The 15,858-nt window shown below is 64.9% G+C and carries 15 protein-coding genes; 7 read left to right on the forward strand and 8 right to left on the reverse strand.

From position 1 onward, the window contains the following. Nucleotides 1-332: 332 nt before the first annotated feature. The gene (locus tag AC5E6W_RS04685; protein WP_491751105.1) at nt 333-704 is read left to right on the forward strand and encodes a hypothetical protein; all 372 of its coding nucleotides are present in this window, start codon (nt 333-335) and stop codon (nt 702-704) included. 70 nt (nt 705-774) lie between these two features. Here the strand turns inward: AC5E6W_RS04685 and AC5E6W_RS04690 are convergent, their stop codons facing one another. From AC5E6W_RS04690 to AC5E6W_RS04710, 5 genes are all read right to left on the reverse strand, one after another. Next, nucleotides 775-1,710, reverse strand: coding sequence for a COX15/CtaA family protein (locus AC5E6W_RS04690; RefSeq protein ID WP_491751106.1), 936 nt, complete (start codon nt 1,708-1,710; stop codon nt 775-777). A 93-nt stretch (nt 1,711-1,803) separates the two neighbouring features. Then, nucleotides 1,804-2,781 (reverse strand): VTT domain-containing protein, encoded by a 978-nt coding sequence (locus AC5E6W_RS04695; RefSeq protein ID WP_491751107.1) that lies wholly within the window; start codon nt 2,779-2,781, stop codon nt 1,804-1,806. Nucleotides 2,782-2,901: 120 nt separating this feature from the next. Then, on the reverse strand, nt 2,902-3,744 hold the full coding sequence (proC, locus tag AC5E6W_RS04700; RefSeq protein ID WP_491751108.1) for a pyrroline-5-carboxylate reductase: 843 nt from the start codon (nt 3,742-3,744) through the stop codon (nt 2,902-2,904). Nucleotides 3,745-3,929: 185 nt separating this feature from the next. Beyond that, nucleotides 3,930-4,874: a sigma-54-dependent transcriptional regulator gene (locus AC5E6W_RS04705; protein WP_491751109.1), complete on the reverse strand. Its 945-nt coding sequence runs from the start codon at nt 4,872-4,874 to the stop codon at nt 3,930-3,932. Nucleotides 4,875-5,033: 159 nt separating this feature from the next. Beyond that, nucleotides 5,034-5,459 (reverse strand): BrxA/BrxB family bacilliredoxin, encoded by a 426-nt coding sequence (locus tag AC5E6W_RS04710; protein WP_491751110.1) that lies wholly within the window; start codon nt 5,457-5,459, stop codon nt 5,034-5,036. Between the two features lie 249 nt (nt 5,460-5,708). Between AC5E6W_RS04710 and AC5E6W_RS04715 the strand changes: the two genes are divergently transcribed. After that, nucleotides 5,709-6,764, forward strand: a complete 1,056-nt coding sequence (locus AC5E6W_RS04715; RefSeq protein WP_491751111.1) for a UDP-N-acetylmuramate dehydrogenase — start codon at nt 5,709-5,711, stop codon at nt 6,762-6,764. Nucleotides 6,765-6,868: 104 nt separating this feature from the next. Here the strand turns inward: AC5E6W_RS04715 and AC5E6W_RS04720 are convergent, their stop codons facing one another. Genes AC5E6W_RS04720 through modA form a run of 3 tightly spaced genes read right to left on the reverse strand, consistent with a single transcriptional unit; the run spans nt 6,869 to nt 9,102 of the window. Then, nucleotides 6,869-7,606, reverse strand: coding sequence for an ATP-binding cassette domain-containing protein (locus tag AC5E6W_RS04720; protein WP_491751112.1), 738 nt, complete (start codon nt 7,604-7,606; stop codon nt 6,869-6,871). Continuing rightward, nucleotides 7,599-8,306 (reverse strand): molybdate ABC transporter permease subunit, encoded by a 708-nt coding sequence (modB, locus tag AC5E6W_RS04725; protein WP_491751113.1) that lies wholly within the window; start codon nt 8,304-8,306, stop codon nt 7,599-7,601. The genes AC5E6W_RS04720 and modB overlap by 8 nt, the downstream gene beginning before the upstream one ends. Nucleotides 8,307-8,328: 22 nt before the next feature. Next, nucleotides 8,329-9,102, reverse strand: coding sequence for a molybdate ABC transporter substrate-binding protein (gene modA / locus AC5E6W_RS04730; RefSeq protein WP_491751114.1), 774 nt, complete (start codon nt 9,100-9,102; stop codon nt 8,329-8,331). Between the two features lie 71 nt (nt 9,103-9,173). Between modA and thrC the strand changes: the two genes are divergently transcribed. The 5 genes from thrC to AC5E6W_RS04755 all read left to right on the forward strand — a co-directional run bounded on the left by thrC (nt 9,174) and on the right by AC5E6W_RS04755 (nt 15,660). Continuing rightward, the gene (gene thrC, locus AC5E6W_RS04735; RefSeq protein ID WP_491751115.1) at nt 9,174-10,571 is read left to right on the forward strand and encodes a threonine synthase; all 1,398 of its coding nucleotides are present in this window, start codon (nt 9,174-9,176) and stop codon (nt 10,569-10,571) included. Further along, entirely contained in the window at nt 10,568-11,494 is a 927-nt protein-coding gene (gene thrB / locus AC5E6W_RS04740; RefSeq protein ID WP_491751116.1) for a homoserine kinase, read from the forward strand. Before thrC ends, thrB begins: the two co-directional genes overlap by 4 nt. A 302-nt stretch (nt 11,495-11,796) precedes the next feature. Continuing rightward, complete coding sequence (gene ggt, locus AC5E6W_RS04745) at nt 11,797-13,551, forward strand: gamma-glutamyltransferase (protein WP_491751117.1); 1,755 nt, start codon at nt 11,797-11,799, stop codon at nt 13,549-13,551. A 203-nt stretch (nt 13,552-13,754) separates the two neighbouring features. Next, nucleotides 13,755-14,087, forward strand: coding sequence for a thioredoxin (trxA, locus tag AC5E6W_RS04750; RefSeq protein ID WP_491751118.1), 333 nt, complete (start codon nt 13,755-13,757; stop codon nt 14,085-14,087). Between the two features lie 157 nt (nt 14,088-14,244). Then, entirely contained in the window at nt 14,245-15,660 is a 1,416-nt protein-coding gene (locus AC5E6W_RS04755; protein WP_491751119.1) for a hemolysin family protein, read from the forward strand. Nucleotides 15,661-15,858 lie beyond the last annotated feature (198 nt).

Genomic DNA, 15,858 nt, shown 5'->3' on the forward strand with positions numbered 1-15,858 from the left:
AAAACTCCTCGCTCGTGTTCGTCGACCCCTTCACATAAAACCCAATAAACACCACCACCGCGAAATAAATCACCAGGATGAGGATGTCGATGCCGGAAAGGGTCGTGAGCTGGCCCGTGGAAGCCACGGCAAGGGCCGCGAGAAGGTGCATGGAACCGCCTTGAGAAATCGATTTCTAGAACTTGAGTTTCGTGCTCCGGGAACTTGCGCCCCAGCATACAGCATCGACGACGCGACTTGCATCTAATCACCCAGTCGCTAGCTCTTCCTGCAGGGATGCGTCACAGTAGATGAAGCTGTTGCACAGGAAGCAGCATGCCCAAGGAGATCTCATGCGCACGTTTACGATGACTTTGCCGATTTTTGCCGCCGCGGTGCTCGCGGTCGCACTCCCCCTCGGTGCCCAGACAGCGGGCCAGGATATGAAGGACGCGGGCCACGATACCGCTCATGCGACCAAGAAGGTTGCACACGAGACAGCCCACGGCACGAAGAAGGTCTACCACAAGTCCGTGCACGGGACGAAGGCGGCCGCGCACAAGACGGCGGAAGGTACGGAGACCGCAGGTCACGAGACCAAGCGCGGTACCGAGATCGCGGCGAAGAAGACGGCAACCGGCACGCGCAACGTGGGACGCCGCATTGAAGGCAAGCCGACGGTGCCGAACCATCCTTCGGAGACGACGCCTCCGGACGGCATGTAAGCTCAGCGATGTTGCAACGAAGAGGGCGCCCATGGGGCGCCCTTGTTGCGTGTGGGATTGGTTTGCGGGTTCAGGCTGCGTGGGCGGCGAGATGCAGGGCGTGTGCGGGGCGGGGAAGAAGCATCTGCGAGCAGGCGACGACGAGTGCGGCCCAGATGGCGTCGGCCACGGCGAGGTGCGCGACCTGCAGCCAAAGCGGCGCGAGCAGGATGACGTCCATTGCTCCGAGAACAATCTGGACGGCCATCAGCGCGGCGAACCAGCGGGCTGGCTGGGTGCGGACGCGAGCCATGAACCACAGCGCGCAGGCGAAGGCGATGAGCGCCGAGGCAGGGTGAATCCAGCGCATGCGGATGAGCAGCGGTGCGCTGGAGGCGAAGTCCTGCTGGAGGGCGGTCATGAAGGTGGGCGAGGGGAAGATGGTGTCGGCGATGGCTGCGACCGAGCCTGCGGCGCCCGCGACCATTGAGGCAACGATGGCGATCCAGGCGATGGCGCGGCCTTCGGGAGGAACGTCGAACGCTTGATCGCGATCCCCCAGCCACCACCAGGTGAGGGTGAGCGCGGCCAGCAGCAGCATGGTGTTGGTGAAGTGGATGGCCTGGACGAAGACGCGGGCATTGGAGGCGTTGCGCTCGACGTAGCCGCCGAGGACCAGCACGGCGCCGAGGAGAGCTTCGACGAGGAGCAGGATGAGCGTCCAGGCCATGGCGCGGCGGGCCGGGTCGCCCTTGGGGCGGGCGAAGAATGTCCAGAGGCCGAGCGTGATGACGAGGGTGGAGAGGATGCCGGTCAGCGAGCGGTGCGCGAACTCGATGATGGTGGCGATGCGGGGATGAACGGGGATGACAACACCGTTGCAGAGGGGCCAGTGCGGACCGCAGCCTGCGCCAGAGCCGGTGGCGCGGACGATTGCGCCTTCGAGGATGACGATGACCATGAAGCCGAGGACGAGGGCGGCGTAACGGGGAAGCCAGCCTGGACGGCGAAGGAGGCGGTCGATCATGGATTTGATTGTAGAAGCGGCCCGCTGGAGAACGCCAAGCGGGCCGGGCGATGATCGTTGTTTGGGCTAGAGGGGATTGTCCCGTGCGACGTCCTAACGCGGTTTCATTCCGACTCGCCTGCCGGCGGCCTCTGGATTCTCAAATCGATCGCCGAGGGGAAAGCCCTGCTCGCGCCATGAATCCAGTCCTCCTTCGAGGATCCAAACGTTGCCGATACCTTTCTTCTGCAACATCAAAGCAACGCGTGCGCTGAGGACTTCCTGCGGGGATGTGCAGTAGAGGACGACCTGGACATCGGCCGGACAGATGAGTTGAGGCGCTGCGCGCAGTTCCTGGGGTACGGCGCAGATCGCCCCAGAAATTCCTTCCGTTCTATGTTGGCCGGACTCTTCTTCGAAGCCGAGAAGGTCAATCAGCATCAGCTTCTCGCCTGCGTTGATCTTCTGATGAAGAAGCGCGGCGTTCATGCCGCGGACGCGCAATCGAAGGATCATCTTGACGAGGCGGACACCGCGAACGATGAGGAACAGCAGCAGTGGAACGCCTAACGCGATTACGAGTACCTTGCCGATTCTCCCGAGGGCATGGGTCACCCACTCCATTTCATTGGAGAGAGCGTATCCGCACAGCATGTAGGCAGAACTCCATAGAAGCGAGCCGATTCCGTCGAAGGCAATAAAACTTAGCGCTGGCGTGGCTTCGGCTCCTGCCAGAGGGGGCATGAGTCCATCGAGCCCAGGGATAAACTTCGCCACGACTAAGATCGCAGGCCCGAAGCGAGCAAATTTTTCATGTGCCTGCTTGCTGCACCTTCGCGGATCCTGCGTCAGTCGGCAAAGACGCTTGGTGACTTGTGACCCCCACCGCCTGCCCATCCAGAACCAGATTCCGTCCGCGCAGAGACATGCGGTGATGGCGAGCAAGAGGACGGGGGCTGCTTGCATCCTTCCGCTCGCGACGAGGGCTCCGGCTCCGGCGAGCAGCACGATTGCCGGCACCGGTATGCCAAGCTGACGGACGAAGACGGTGAAGAAGACGCTCGCATAGGTAAGGGATGGGTGATGGTTCATGGCGTCGGAACGCTTCCTCCAGCGAAGGCAGACGGCTCCTTCACAGAAAGAAGGACAACGATGGTGGCCGATGCTAATTCTAAGCTTGTCCCTGCCGATCCATGCTCGATCGCTGAGGGGTTAGTTTCCCGCGAGCTGGCGGGCTCGTTCGGTGGCTCGTTTTACGGCTTTGATGAGGGTGACGCGGACTCCGCCTTGTTCCATCTCGAGGATGCCGTCGACGGTGCAGCCGGCGGGGGTGGTGACTTCGTCCTTGAGGAGGGCGGGGTGGGAGCCGGTTTCGAGGACCATCTTGGCGGCGCCGTAGGTGGTCTGGGCGGCGAGCTGGGTGGCGATGTCGCGGGGGAGGCCGACGTTGACGCCGGCTTCGGCGAGGGCCTCGAGGATGATGTAGATGAAGGCCGGGCCGGAGCCGGAGAGGCCGGTGACGGCGTCCATGTGCTTCTCGTCGACGACGACGACGCGGCCGACGGTGGTGAAGATGCGCTGGGCGAGCTCGAGCTGCTGATCGGTGGCGTAACGGCCGCGGCAGAGGGCGGTCATGCCGGCGCCGAGGGCGGACGGGGTGTTGGGCATCGCGCGGACAACCGGGAGAGCCGTGGGGAGGGCGGCTTCTTCGATGGCGCGGGTGCTGACGCTGGCGGCGAAGCTGATGAGGAGCTTTTTCTCGGTGAGGACGGGGGCGATCTCGCGGACGAGGTCGGCGACCTGGGCGGGCTTGACGCCGACGAGGATGACGTCGGCTTCGCGTGCGGCTTCGAGGTTGTTGGTGGTGGCGCGGATGCCCAGGCGAGAGGCCAGCGCGGTGGCGCGGGCTTCGTGGGCGACGGTGGCGGTGACCTGCCCGGCGGTGAAGAGACCGCTGCGGAGGAAGGCTTCGAGGAGGATTCCGCCCATTTTGCCTGCGCCAAGTACGGCGACCCGGACTCCGGCGTTGGCCGCCTGCTGACTGCTTGCACTCATGGATGCAAGGCTATCAAACGAGATGCGAGATGCGAGATGCGAGATGCGAGATGCGTTGTCCGTTGTCCGTTGTCCGTTCTCCGTATCGCGAGCGGAGTTGAGTCGGGCCTTCAGCCCTGGGAGAGCCGAGAACGGACAACGGAGAACCGAGAACGACGCTGGTCTGAGCTTGAGTCCAGTTACTGTTATCCGGCCATGGGGAGGTTGAATTCGCCGCCGCCTGCGGCCTGGGCGGCGTCGAGCATGCGGTACAACGTGGAGCGGCTGATGCCGAGGATCTCGGCGGCTCGGAGCTTGTTGCCGTTGCAGCCGAAGAGGACGGCGCGGATGTGCTCCTGGATGACCATTTCGAGCTTGACCATGCGGGGCTCGTTGATGGCGCGGACGGTCGAACCTTCGGTCTGCTCTACGGCGGACTCGAGATCCTCACCGGTGAGGGGGTCGCCGGTGGAGCGGCGGATGAGGGCTTCGAGGACGCTGGTCATCTGCTCGAGGTTGCCGGGCCAGGCGAAGTGCGAGGCGGCCTGGAGGAACTCGGCGGTGAGCGGGGGCGCGGCCTTGCCGAGGGCCTGGGCGCGGCGCTGCATGACGTGGCTGATGAGGAGGGGAATGTCTTCGGAGCGCTCGCGCAGGGCCGGCAGGGAGACGCGGAGCGCGGCCATGGAGCTGGCGAGCTCGGACGAAAAGATGCCGGTGCTGACGGCGGGGCGCAGACCGTGGCGAGCAAACGCCACCACACGGACGGCCTGGGGGCCACGATGCCGCAGCAGGCGGAGGAGGCCGCTTTGCCCAGTTCGCGAGAGGCTCTCGATGTCAGAGAGGAAGAGCGTGCCCTCGGCCGGCGTCGCGGTGAAGGTCTTGTGGCTGAAGTACTCTTCGCTGTCCTGGGAGTTGAGGGCGAGGAAGGGACGCCACGTGGCCGGCGAAAGATCGTGCAGGGCCCGGGCGACGGCGTCGGACCCTGTGCCGCGCTCGCCGGTAAGGAGAGCGGTGCGGAAGTGGGGAGCGACTCTGCGAATCTGGGCCCAAAGGTGCGCTGCGGCGGCGCTGGGTCCTACCAGCAGCTGGAGCGCGTCGGAGGCGGAGTTCCCGAAGGGGGACAGCGCGGGTAATTGGTTCGCGGTCGACATACAGCTGATCTATCGGCAGCTGGGTGACGGTGTTTCACATTCGGTACACAAGCGGGCAGGCAGACGAAACGCCACGTGGGCCCATTTTTGAACTGGGCGCGACGTGGCGTTTCGGTTTCGGTCAGCTAAGCCGGGATTCCTGTGCTACGAGCTGGATTCTTAGGCGACAGAGGTGGCGCAGTGGGCGTCGAACGCCCGGGCCAGCTCCTGGGCGATGGCCGGAGCGGTGGAGCTTTCGATCGCGGAACGCTGCATGAGGTAGATGAGCTGGCCGTCGCGCAGGAGGGCGATGGCGGGCGAGGTGGGGGGCTGGCCGGCGAAGTAGCTGCGGGCACGCTCTGTCGCCTCGCGATCCTGTCCTGCGAAGACGGTGACGAGGTGGTCGGGCTTGGTGCCATTCTGCAGGGCCATGCGGACGCCGGGGCGCATCTTGCCCGCTGCGCAGCCGCAGATGGAGTTGACGACCAGCATGGTGGTGCCGGGCTGGGCCACAGCAGCGTCGACGTCGGCGGCGGTGCGGGCTTCCTGAATGCCGGCCTTGGTCAGCTCTTCGCGCATGGGGATCAACATGATCTCTGGGTACATCGTTCCTCCGGTGGGGCAAAAGTCGTCGAGGAGGGGATCCTCGGTGCCCATTTGATTGTAGCTGGGACGGGAAGGATGCGAGGGGCAAGATTCGGAGCAGCAGATGCGAGAGGCGAGATTCGAGATGCGGATTGGGACTGAACTCATTCCGGTCGGTGGGCGAAGGCGGCTGACTCTTCTGGCACAGCACTTGCGGCGCGTAGCTTTGCCTCGCATCTCGCAGCTGGTCTTCCTGCTACGCTCAAATCCGTGAACGCATTGGTTCTGGAAGAGAATGTTCCGCTCGCCCCCTTGACGACGTTTGGCGTGGGTGGGCGGGCGCGGTGGTTTGCCGAGGTGACTTCGGAGGGCGCGCTGGTTGAAGCGTTGGCGCTGGCTGCGGAACGAGGGCTGCGGAGCTTCGTGCTGGGCGGCGGCAGCAACCTGCTGGTGCGGGACGAGGGTTTCGATGGGCTGGTGATTCGCGTGGCGCTCAAGGGCGTCGAGGACCGGCGCGAGGGCGTGTTTGTGGCCGCGGCCGGTGAGGTGTGGGACGAGTTCGTTCAGCGGGCCGTGGATGCGAATTGTGCGGGCATCGAGTGCATGGCGGGGATTCCAGGCAGCGTGGGCGGGACGCCGGTGCAGAACGTGGGAGCGTATGGGCAGGAGGTGGCGCAGACGATTGTCGAGGTGCGGGCGTTCGATCGGGCGTCGGGTGCGATGGTTACGCTGCCGCATGAGGCCTGCAACTTTCGGTACCGGGAGTCGCGGTTCAACACGGATGAGCCGGGGCGGTTTGTGGTGACGGGCGTGGTGTTTCGGCTGAAGCCGGGAGGCGCGCCGAACCTTGGCTATGCGGACCTGAAGAAGCGGTTTGCGGGGGAGGCAAAGGAGCCGACGCTGGCTGAAGTGGCGGCGGCAGTGCGGGAGATCCGGCGGGGCAAGGGGATGCTGCTGGTGGAGGGCGATCCTGACACGCAGAGCGCGGGATCGTTCTTCAAGAATCCGATTGTGGATGTGGGGTTGCTGGTGTCCGTTGCCGCCGCTGCGGGTGTGGCTTCGGAGGCGGTGCCGCATTGGGCGGCCGGGCCGGGGAAGATCAAGCTGGCGGCGGCGTGGCTGCTGGAGCAGGCGGGGTTCGTGAAGGGATTTGCGGACGGTCCGGTGGGGATCAGTTCGCGGCATACGCTGGCGCTGATCAATATCCGGGGGGCCCGTGGGGGCGCGACGTTTGCGGATGTGGAGCGGTTTGAGCAGCGGATTCGAGTGGCGGTGCAGGAGAAGTTCGGGGTGGTGCTGGTGCGCGAGCCGGTGGTGATGGGGTAGGGGTTGTTCGTGGTCAGATGTTCGCTCTTAGGTGTTCTCCGTTCTCCGTTGTGCGTTCTCCGTTGGGCATTGTACGTTGTACGGGTCAGGGGGCTGCGGAGGCGTCAGGAGAGAGCTTCGAGGATTCGTTTGGCTTCCTCGGCTAGGACGGTGCGGGCGGGGCCTTGTGCGGCAATGCTTCCATGCTCGAGGCGGACTACTTCAGCTTCCAGGCGTAGCGCTTCTTCTACATCGTGGGTGACGGAGACGACGGGGATGCTGCGCTCGGCGGTTACGCGGAGGAGTTCGGGCAGGAGGGCGTCGCGGGTGACGCGGTCGATGCCGTTGAAGGGCTCGTCGAGCAGGAGGAGCTTTGCTCCGGGTGTGGCGAAGGCGCGGGCGAGGTTGACGCGCTGGGCTTCGCCGCCGGAGAGCTGGATAGGCTTGCGGTCGGCGAGGGCGTGGAGCTTGAAGAGACCGAGGGCCTGGTCGACGATGGTGGAGTCGCGGACGGGGCTGGAGCAGACCTCGAAGGGGAAGCGAACGTTGTGGCCGGCGTCGAGGTGGGGAAGCAGGGCGGGTGTCTGCGGAGCATAGGCGATGTCGCGGCGGCTGGAGGGGATGTCGTCGAGTTGCTTTGAGGTCCCATCCGGCGCGGTGCGGGTGAAGTGGACGGTTGTGTTGCGGTCGCCGAGCTGGAGGCCGCACATGGCGCGCAGCAGAGAGCTCTTGCCGCTGCCGGAGGGGCCGAAGAGGACCGTCCAGGGGGCGCGGAGTTCGAGGTCCACGCTGATGACGAGCGCGCCGAGGCAGGCCTGAACTGAGAGGCGATGATGCGGTGGTGCTTGAGGAATCTCAGGCAAGCCAGCGTCCTCCATCTTGACGCTTTGCACCGCGGGCGTAGAGGGCCAGCAGCGCCAGGAAGGCGAGCGCGATGAGCAGCAGCGAGGCATGGCTGGCGGCCGAGTAGTTCATCTCCTGCACCTGATCGTAGATGGCGATGGAGAGGGTGTGGGTGACGCCAGGGATGTCGCCGCCGATCATGAGGACGACGCCGAACTCGCCGACGGTGTGGGTGAAGGCGAGGACGGTGGCGGTGAGGAACGAGGGCGCAGCGAGGGGAAGCGTGACGCGGCGAAAGACGGTCCAGCGGGAGGCGCCGAGGACGGCAGCGGTCTCGCGGAGTTCGCGGGGGACGCCTTCGAAGCCGAGTATTAGGGGCTGCACGGCGAAGGGAAGGCTGTAGAGGATGGAGCCGACCACGAGGCCCGGGAAGCTGAAGGCGAGCGGATGGCCGAGGACGGCGATGAGGGCTCGGCCGAGAGCGGTAGCGGGGCCCATGCCGAGGAGGAGATAGAGGCCGAGGACGGTTGGTGGAAGCACCAGGGGAAGAGCGACGGCGGCCTGGGCGATGCGGCGGGCGAGGATATGCCAGCGGGTGGTGCGGGCGGGAGCTCCGGCGGCGTCGGCGATCCATGCGGCCAGCGGCGTTGCGATCACCAGCAGACAGAGCGTGGTGACGAACGCGAGGCGCAGCGTGAGGCCGAGTGCGGCGAGATCCATGGGCTCGAGTGTAGAACGCCGTTTATGGGATCGCGGGCTCGAGGCCGAAGTCTTTGAGGTGGTGCTGGATGGTGGGGCTGGTGAGCCAGGTGACGAAGGCTTTGGCGAGGTCGGGGTCTTTGGCGGACTTCATCACTACGGCGCACTGGATCAGGGGAGCGTAGTGGACGGGCAGGAGCACGTAGCTGCCCAGGTCGCGGAACTTGGGGGAACTGGCGATGGTGAGGGAGATGAGGCCGGCCTGGGCGTTGCCGCTGGCGGCGAACTCGGCGGTCTGCGCGATGTTCTCGGCGACGACGAGTTTGGGCTTGAGCTTGTCGTCGAGGTGCAGGGCACGGAGCTCGGTCATGGCAGCGAGGCCGTAGGGGGCGTGGAGCTCGTTGGCTACGGCGAGGCGCTGGACTTTGTCGGTGGTGAGGGAGTCGAGCGAGAGCGGCTGGGCAGGTGAGTCTTTGCGGGCCCAGAGCACGAGGACTCCGTGGGCGTAGGGGACTGGCTCGGGTGAGGCGGTGAGCCTGGCGGCGACGAGCTGTTCGGGGTGGGCGCGGTCGGCGGAGAGGAAGAGGTCGAAGGGCGCGCCGTTCTCTAGCTGCTGGGTGAGGGTGGCGGAGGAGCCGAAGGAGGTGACGATCTTGACGCCGGTGGCTCGCTCATATTCTTCGGCGAGGGTGGGCATGACGGGCTGGAGATCGGCTGCGGCGGCGACGTGCAGGACTTGTGGGATTTGCTTCGGCGCAGGGGATTGCGCATTGGTGCGGGGGGCGAGGAGCGCCGTTCCGAGAACAGCGGCGAGCATCGTCTGAGATACCAGCAGGCTGGACAAGAGGCGGGGGAGACGGCGCTCTGTACGGTAAACTTGGGTTACGCATGCTTTCATCACACAGCCTTCGATGCACGGGATGCGGGCTTAGGATCGCCCAGAACGAGGCGCGCAGCAACTTCCGTTGCGCGAACTGCGGCGACCTGTTCGAGATCGAGTATCCCTGGAGCGCGACGCGAGATAAAGCGACCGACGCAGGCGCTGCCGCGAACCAGCCCAATCCGAACGCCCTCCGCTACCTGTGGCAGGAACGCCGCACCTCAACCCTTGCCGCTGATCAGAGCGGTGTGTGGCGCTTCCGCGACCTGCTGCCGATTGTAGCGGTGGACAAGATTGTCACGCTGTACGAGGGCAACACGCCGCTGTACGAGATGCCGCGCTGCGCCGCGTCGCTGGGGATGAACTGGCTGCTGGCGAAGCACCAGGGGATGAACCCGACGGGGAGCTTCAAGGACACGGGCATGACGGCGGCGTTGTCGGTTGCAGTCGCCAGTGGGTTTGAGTGGGTGGCTTGTGCGTCGACGGGTAATACTTCGGCGGCGATGGCGGCTTATGCGGCGCGTGCGGGGCTGCGGTCGCTGGTGCTGATCCCTGAAGGCAAGATTGCGTGGGGCAAGCTGTCGCAGGCGATGGATTATGGGTCGACCACGGTGCAGCTGCGGACGGATTTCGATGGCTGCGTGCGGGTGCTGGCGGAGGTGGTGCAGCGGGCCCCGGTGTACCTGCTGAACTCGGTGAATCCGTATCGGCTGGAGGGTCAGAAGACGCCGGCGTTCGAGATCCTGGAGCAGACGGACTGGCAGGTACCGCATCATCTGATTGTGCCGGGTGGGAACCTCGCGAATTGCTCGGCGCTGGGCAAGGGATTCTTGGAGCTGCAGCATTTGGGGTTCATCAAGCGGGTGCCGAAGATCAGCGTGATCCAGGCGGCAGGGGCGAACCCGCTGTATCGCTGGATGCAGTCGGGCGGTGTGGGGCCGTTCGAGCCGGTGCAGGCGGATACGCGGGCTTCGGCGATTCGCATTGGCAACCCGGCGTCGTGGAAGAAGGCGGTCAAGATCCTTGCGACGACTGGCGGCTGGGTGGAAGAGGTCTCGGAGCAGGAGATCGCGCTGGCGAAGGCGGAGATCGGCGCCGAGGGCATTGGCTGCGAGCCGGCCAGCGCGGTGACGCTGGCGGGGCTGAAGAAGCTGGTGGCCGACGGACGTGTGGGTAAGGAAGAGACGGCGGTGCTGTTGCTGACCGGGCATACGCTGAAGGATCCGGAGTACACGATCCAGTACCACCGCGGTGAGTTGTTGAACGACCGCGAGATTGCGGAAGAGACGGTGGCCCAGCGTGCGATGCATGCGAAGCTGCGGCGCGAGCCGGTGGTGCTCGATGCGAAGGTGGACGATGTGCTGAAGGTGCTCGACGCTCTGCAGGCACAGGCGCAGCCGGCATGAGCGGTGTGCAGACACGTGGCCTGCGGCTGAAGCTGCCGGCCACTTCGGCGAACCTGGGGCCTGGGTTCGATGCAGCGGGGCTGGCGATGTCGATGCACCTGACGGTTGAAGCACAGGTGGCTCCGGTGTTTCAGATTGCCGCGACGGGGCGTGCTCCGGAGCTTTGCGGGACGCTGGAGAACAACCTCATCCTGGATACGTACCGCGAGGTGCTGGCACTCGCTGGCCGCGAAGCTGCGCCTCTGAAGCTGGCGCTGCATAACGAGATTCCGCTGGGGGCGGGATGTGGATCGAGCGCGGCGGCGTTGCTGGCGGGCGTTGTGCTGGCGGATCACTTCGGTGGGCTGAAGTGGACGAACGAGGCGATTGTTGCCGAGGCGACGCGGCGCGAGGGGCATCCGGACAATATTGCGGCTTGCTGGTATGGGGGCTTTACGGTTTCGGCCACCACGGGGGATGACGCCCGCGTGGAGCATGCGACGTTCGGGGTGAATTCAGAAGCCGCGGGCTGGCAGATGCTGGTCGTGATTCAGCCGACGCCACTTTCGACCTCGAAGGCGCGGGCGCTGTTGCCGGATCGTTACACGCGGGCGGATGCGGTGTTCAATGTGCAGCGGGCGGCGTTGCTGACCGCGGCGTTTGCGGCGGGGGATCTGAAGCTGCTGCGGACGGCTACTCAGGACCGGATGCACCAGCCGTATCGCGAGGCGGCTTGTCCGCTGCTGGGAGCGCTGCTGCCGCTGGCGGCGGAGCCAGAGATTGCGGCGGTGACGCTGAGCGGCGCGGGGCCGTCGGTGCTGGTGTTTCTGGCGGAGGGGACGACGATCCTCGAGGCGGATACGCGGATCCGGTCGATGGTGGCGGGTGAGGTGGAGATCTTGCCGGTGACGGTTGCGGGCGGGGTGGAGCGGGTGGTGCTGTAGAGTCGGCGTCGATGGTGTTCGGCCTACCACGGAAGCTCCGCACAGTGTTCTCTCAATCAGGGATTCGGTCCCTCAGGGGCTAAAGCCCGAGTTTTCCGGCTGTTTATGGCGGGGCTGAAGCCCCGCCCTGACAAAGCGGGCTTCCATAGCCTGACAAAGCGGGCTTCCACAGAGAGTTCCGGACGGTCGACGGGAACAAGATCCTCGATCGAGTTTTGAGTTGCGGGTCTGGAGCTTCGAGTTAGGGGCTGGGTTACACTGGCGCTGACATACCACCACAATCAGTTTCAGGGAGTGTTTCTGTGATCCTGCACCGGCTTGCCTCGGTTCTTGCCGTCTCGTCGCTGTTGTTGCATGTCCCGGCCATGGTCGCGCAGGCGGCTCCGGCCGGTAGCAGCAATCTGCCTACGACGGCGAATGAGCCGTTCTTCCACCCCGTTCCGGGGCAGGGACGGTCGATGATCGTGTCGAAGTTTGGCATCGTGTCGACGCCGCAGCCGCTGGCGGCGCTGGCGGGGACGCACATCCTGGAGCAGGGCGGGAATGCCATCGATGCGGCCATTGCCGCGAACGCGGTCATGGGTGTCGTGCAGCCGTACGTGAATGGCATTGGCGGCGACCTGTTTGTCATCTACTACGAGGCGAAGACGGGCAAGCTGTATGGTCTGAACGCCAGTGGATGGACGCCGAAGGCGTTGACGATTGAGGCGGCGAAGGCGAAGGGGCTGAAGGAGCTGCCGCACATTGGCGTGGAGGCGATTGATGTGCCGGGCGCGGTGGCGGGGTGGGATGCGCTGCGGGTGCGGTTTGGATCGATGCCGTTCTCGAAGACGCTGGCTCCGGCGATCTACTACGCGGACCACGGTTACCCGATGGGTGAGCGGAATGCGCGGTACTGGATCTCAAAGCCGCTGATGAATCAGCCGGGGTGGAAGGAGACGTACCTGCCGAACGGGTTTGAGCCGAAGGCAGGAGCATTGTTCCGTAACCCGGGACTTGCGAACTCTTTGCGAGCGATTGCTCAGGGAGGGCGTGATGCCTACTACAACGGCCCGATGACGCAGAAGATGGTGGACTTCCTGCGGGCGCAGGGTGGGCTGCACACGCTGGAGGACTTCAAGGACTTTCAGCCGGAGTGGGTCGAGCCGGTGTCGACGATGTACCGCGGATGGAAGGTGTATGAGCTGCCGCCGAACGGGATGGGCGTGGCGGCGCTCTCGATGCTGAACATCATGGAGCACTTTCCGATGGGCAGCCTGGGGCACAATACGCCGGATTCGCTGCACGTGATGATCGAGGCCAAGAAGCTGGCGTACTCGGACATGTACAAGTACGTGGGCGACCCGAAGTTTTCGAACGTGCCGACGCAGGCTCTGATCTCGAAGACGCTGGCGGACGAGCGGTACAAGCTGATCGACATGAAGAAGGCGAGCTGCCAGGTGCTTCCGGCGGACCTGACCGCAGAGCTGAACAAGCACGGCAACTCGACGATTTACATGAGCGCGATCGACAAGGATGGGAACATCGTGTCGTTGATCCAGTCGAACTACAGCGGCTATGGGACGGGCATGGTGGCTCCGGGGCTGGGGTTCAGCTTCCACAACCGGGGGGCGGGGTTTGAGCTGACGCCGGGGCTTCCGAACTCGCTGGCGGGGCATAAGCGGCCGCTGCACACGATCATTCCGGCCTTCATGGAGAAGGGCGACATGCATATCGGGTTCGGCATCATGGGTGGATGGAACCAGGCGCAGGCGCATGCGCAGTTCGTGGCGAACATTGTGGACTACGGGATGAATGTGCAGGCGGCGCTGGAAGCTCCACGGTTCACCAAGGGCAGCTTCGAGGGCTGCGATGTGGAGATGGAAGAGACGGTTCCGGCGGAGGTCCGGGCGGAGCTGGAGAAGCGCGGGCACAAGATCCAGCTGCTGGAGCCGTTCAGCTTCTCGGTGGGCGAGGGAGCGGCGGTGGTGCGGGATTCGGGGCGCAGCGTGAACTTTGCGGCGGGCGATCCCCGGTCGGACGGGGCGGCGATTCCGCAGGAGCCGCCGATGGAGTAGACCGGAGGGAGTCTCCGGTTGGGCCTGCAGGGGATGTCCCTCAGAAGGATCGGTCCTGTCCCACCCAGACGCATCGTTTTCCACGGATTCGCATCTAGAATTGAGGATGACCTCGAGATTCGAGGGCACTCTGGATGCCCCGGTAGATCGCGGGCACCGCCGGGCGCCAGCCGTCGCAAGTAACGGCAAAAAAGGGAGAAATCATGGCAGGTCAGTTTGTCTCGGAAGTGAATGACGCGGAGTTTGAACAGCAGGTATTGCAGTCGGAGACGCCGGTACTGGTGGATTTCTGGGCAGCCTGGTGTGGACCGTGTCGCGCTCTGGCGCCGGTGGTGGATGCCGTCGCGACCGAGTATCAGGGCAAGCTGAAGGTGATGAAGATGGACGTCGACCGGAACAACATGACGCCGGGCCGCTACGGTATTCGTGGCATCCCCGCGCTGCTGATCTTCAAGGGCGGCAAGGTCGCACATCAGATCACCGGCTTCGTGCCGAAGGATACCGTGGACGCTGCGCTGAAGCAGGTACTGGCGTAAGAAGCAGGTACGAGACGCTAGATTCGAGATGCGAGGGCCGGCAGGTTGCCGGCCCTTTCGTCGTTTGTGGGGGCGGAATTGGTTGCGGCGATATGAAATCGCATCTTGCATCTCGGATCTCGAATCTGCGATGCGGCTCTAGTAGACTCAAGTCCACATGATCGAGTGGCTTCTTGTGCACGGCAGCCTGATCGCCTTCTTCATTCTGGCGAACAGCTTCTTTGTGGCCGCCGAGTTTGCGCTGGTCTCCGCGCGTGAGACGCGGATCGAGCAGTTCATTGCGCTCAATCGGCCGGGCGCGCGGACCGCGCTGCGGCTCAAGCACAACATCGATGAGTTTCTTCCGGCGGTGCAGTTTGGCGTGACGCTGGCGAGCCTGGCGCTGGGCGGGATCGGCGAGCATGCGCTGGCGGACCTGGTGACGGACGAGCTGGCTCGCATCCCGCATTTCTCCACGCATGTGACGTTGTATGCGCACGCGATCTCGGTCGTGGTGGCGTTTGCGGTGATTACGTACTTCGAGGTGCTGCTGGGCGAGCTGGTACCGAAGTCGCTGGCGCTGCAGCGGGCGGAGCGGCTGGCGCTGGCGGTTGCGGGGCCGATGGAGGTCTTCATCCGCATCACGCGGCCGGCGGTGAAGGTGATGAACTTCTCCGCGACGCAGGTGCTGCGGGTGTTTCGGGCACCGCTGCGGGGCGAGAGCGCGGCGCACTCTCCGGAAGAGCTGAAGCTGATGGCTACGGCGACGCGACGCATGGGCCTGCTGCCTCCGTTCCAGGAGGAGATGATTCACCGCGCGATCGAGCTGAACAACGTGACGGCCAGCGAGATCATGACGCCGCGGGGGAAGATCTTCTCACTGCCCGCGGACATGCCGCTGGAGCAGGCGAGCGCGAAGATTGTGGAGGAGCAGCACTCGCGGATTCCGGTCTACGATCCGGCGCGGGGGCGCGAGGCGATCATCGGGGTGGCGTACTCGAAGGATGTGGCGCGGCTGATGCACTTCCGCGGGGTGTCGCGGCCGGGGGCCTCGATGCGTCGCGATGCTGCCGTGACCGCGGGCGAGGTGGCGCTGCGGCAGGTGATGCGCGAGGTGCTGGTGGTCCCGGAGACGAAGCCTGCGCTGGAGCTGCTGGAGGAGTTCCAGGAGCGCAGGCGGCAGCTGGCGATTGTGGTGGACGAGTTCGGGTCGACGCTGGGGCTGGTGACGATGGAGGATGTGCTGGAGCAGGTGGTCGGCGAGATGGAAGACGAGTTCGACACGAGCCGCACGCTGCAGGTGGTGGCGTCGGGCGGCGGGCTGATGGTGGATGGTTCGGCGAGCCTGCGCGACCTGGTGACGCAGCTGGGATGGAAGCTGCCTCGCGAGGCGGGCGTGGAGACGCTGGCGGGGTTCCTGCTGGACAAGCTGGGGCACATTCCGCAGGTGGGCGAGCGCGTGGAGTTTGGCGGGCGCTGCTTTGCGGTGATGGAGATGGACGGCATGCGCATCGCTCGAGTGCGCGTGGATACGGTGGCGGCGAAGGTGAAGCCGAAGAGTGCGGCGGCGCAGACGCCGGCGAACGTGGCGTAGCGTTCCGCGAAGGTCGGATGACGTAGATTCCGCTCGGGATGACAACGAGAGACAAGCAGATCCCCTTCGGGGATGACAACCAAGAAAAGCAAAGGCAACAGCAGATCCCCTTCGGGGATGACAACCAGAGAAGCAACCGCGTGGAACCGCTAGACTTGAAGCAGTGACTGAGACGCACCCATCACCAGGCTGGACTAC

It is taken from the genome of Bryocella sp., from assembly GCF_058498515.1.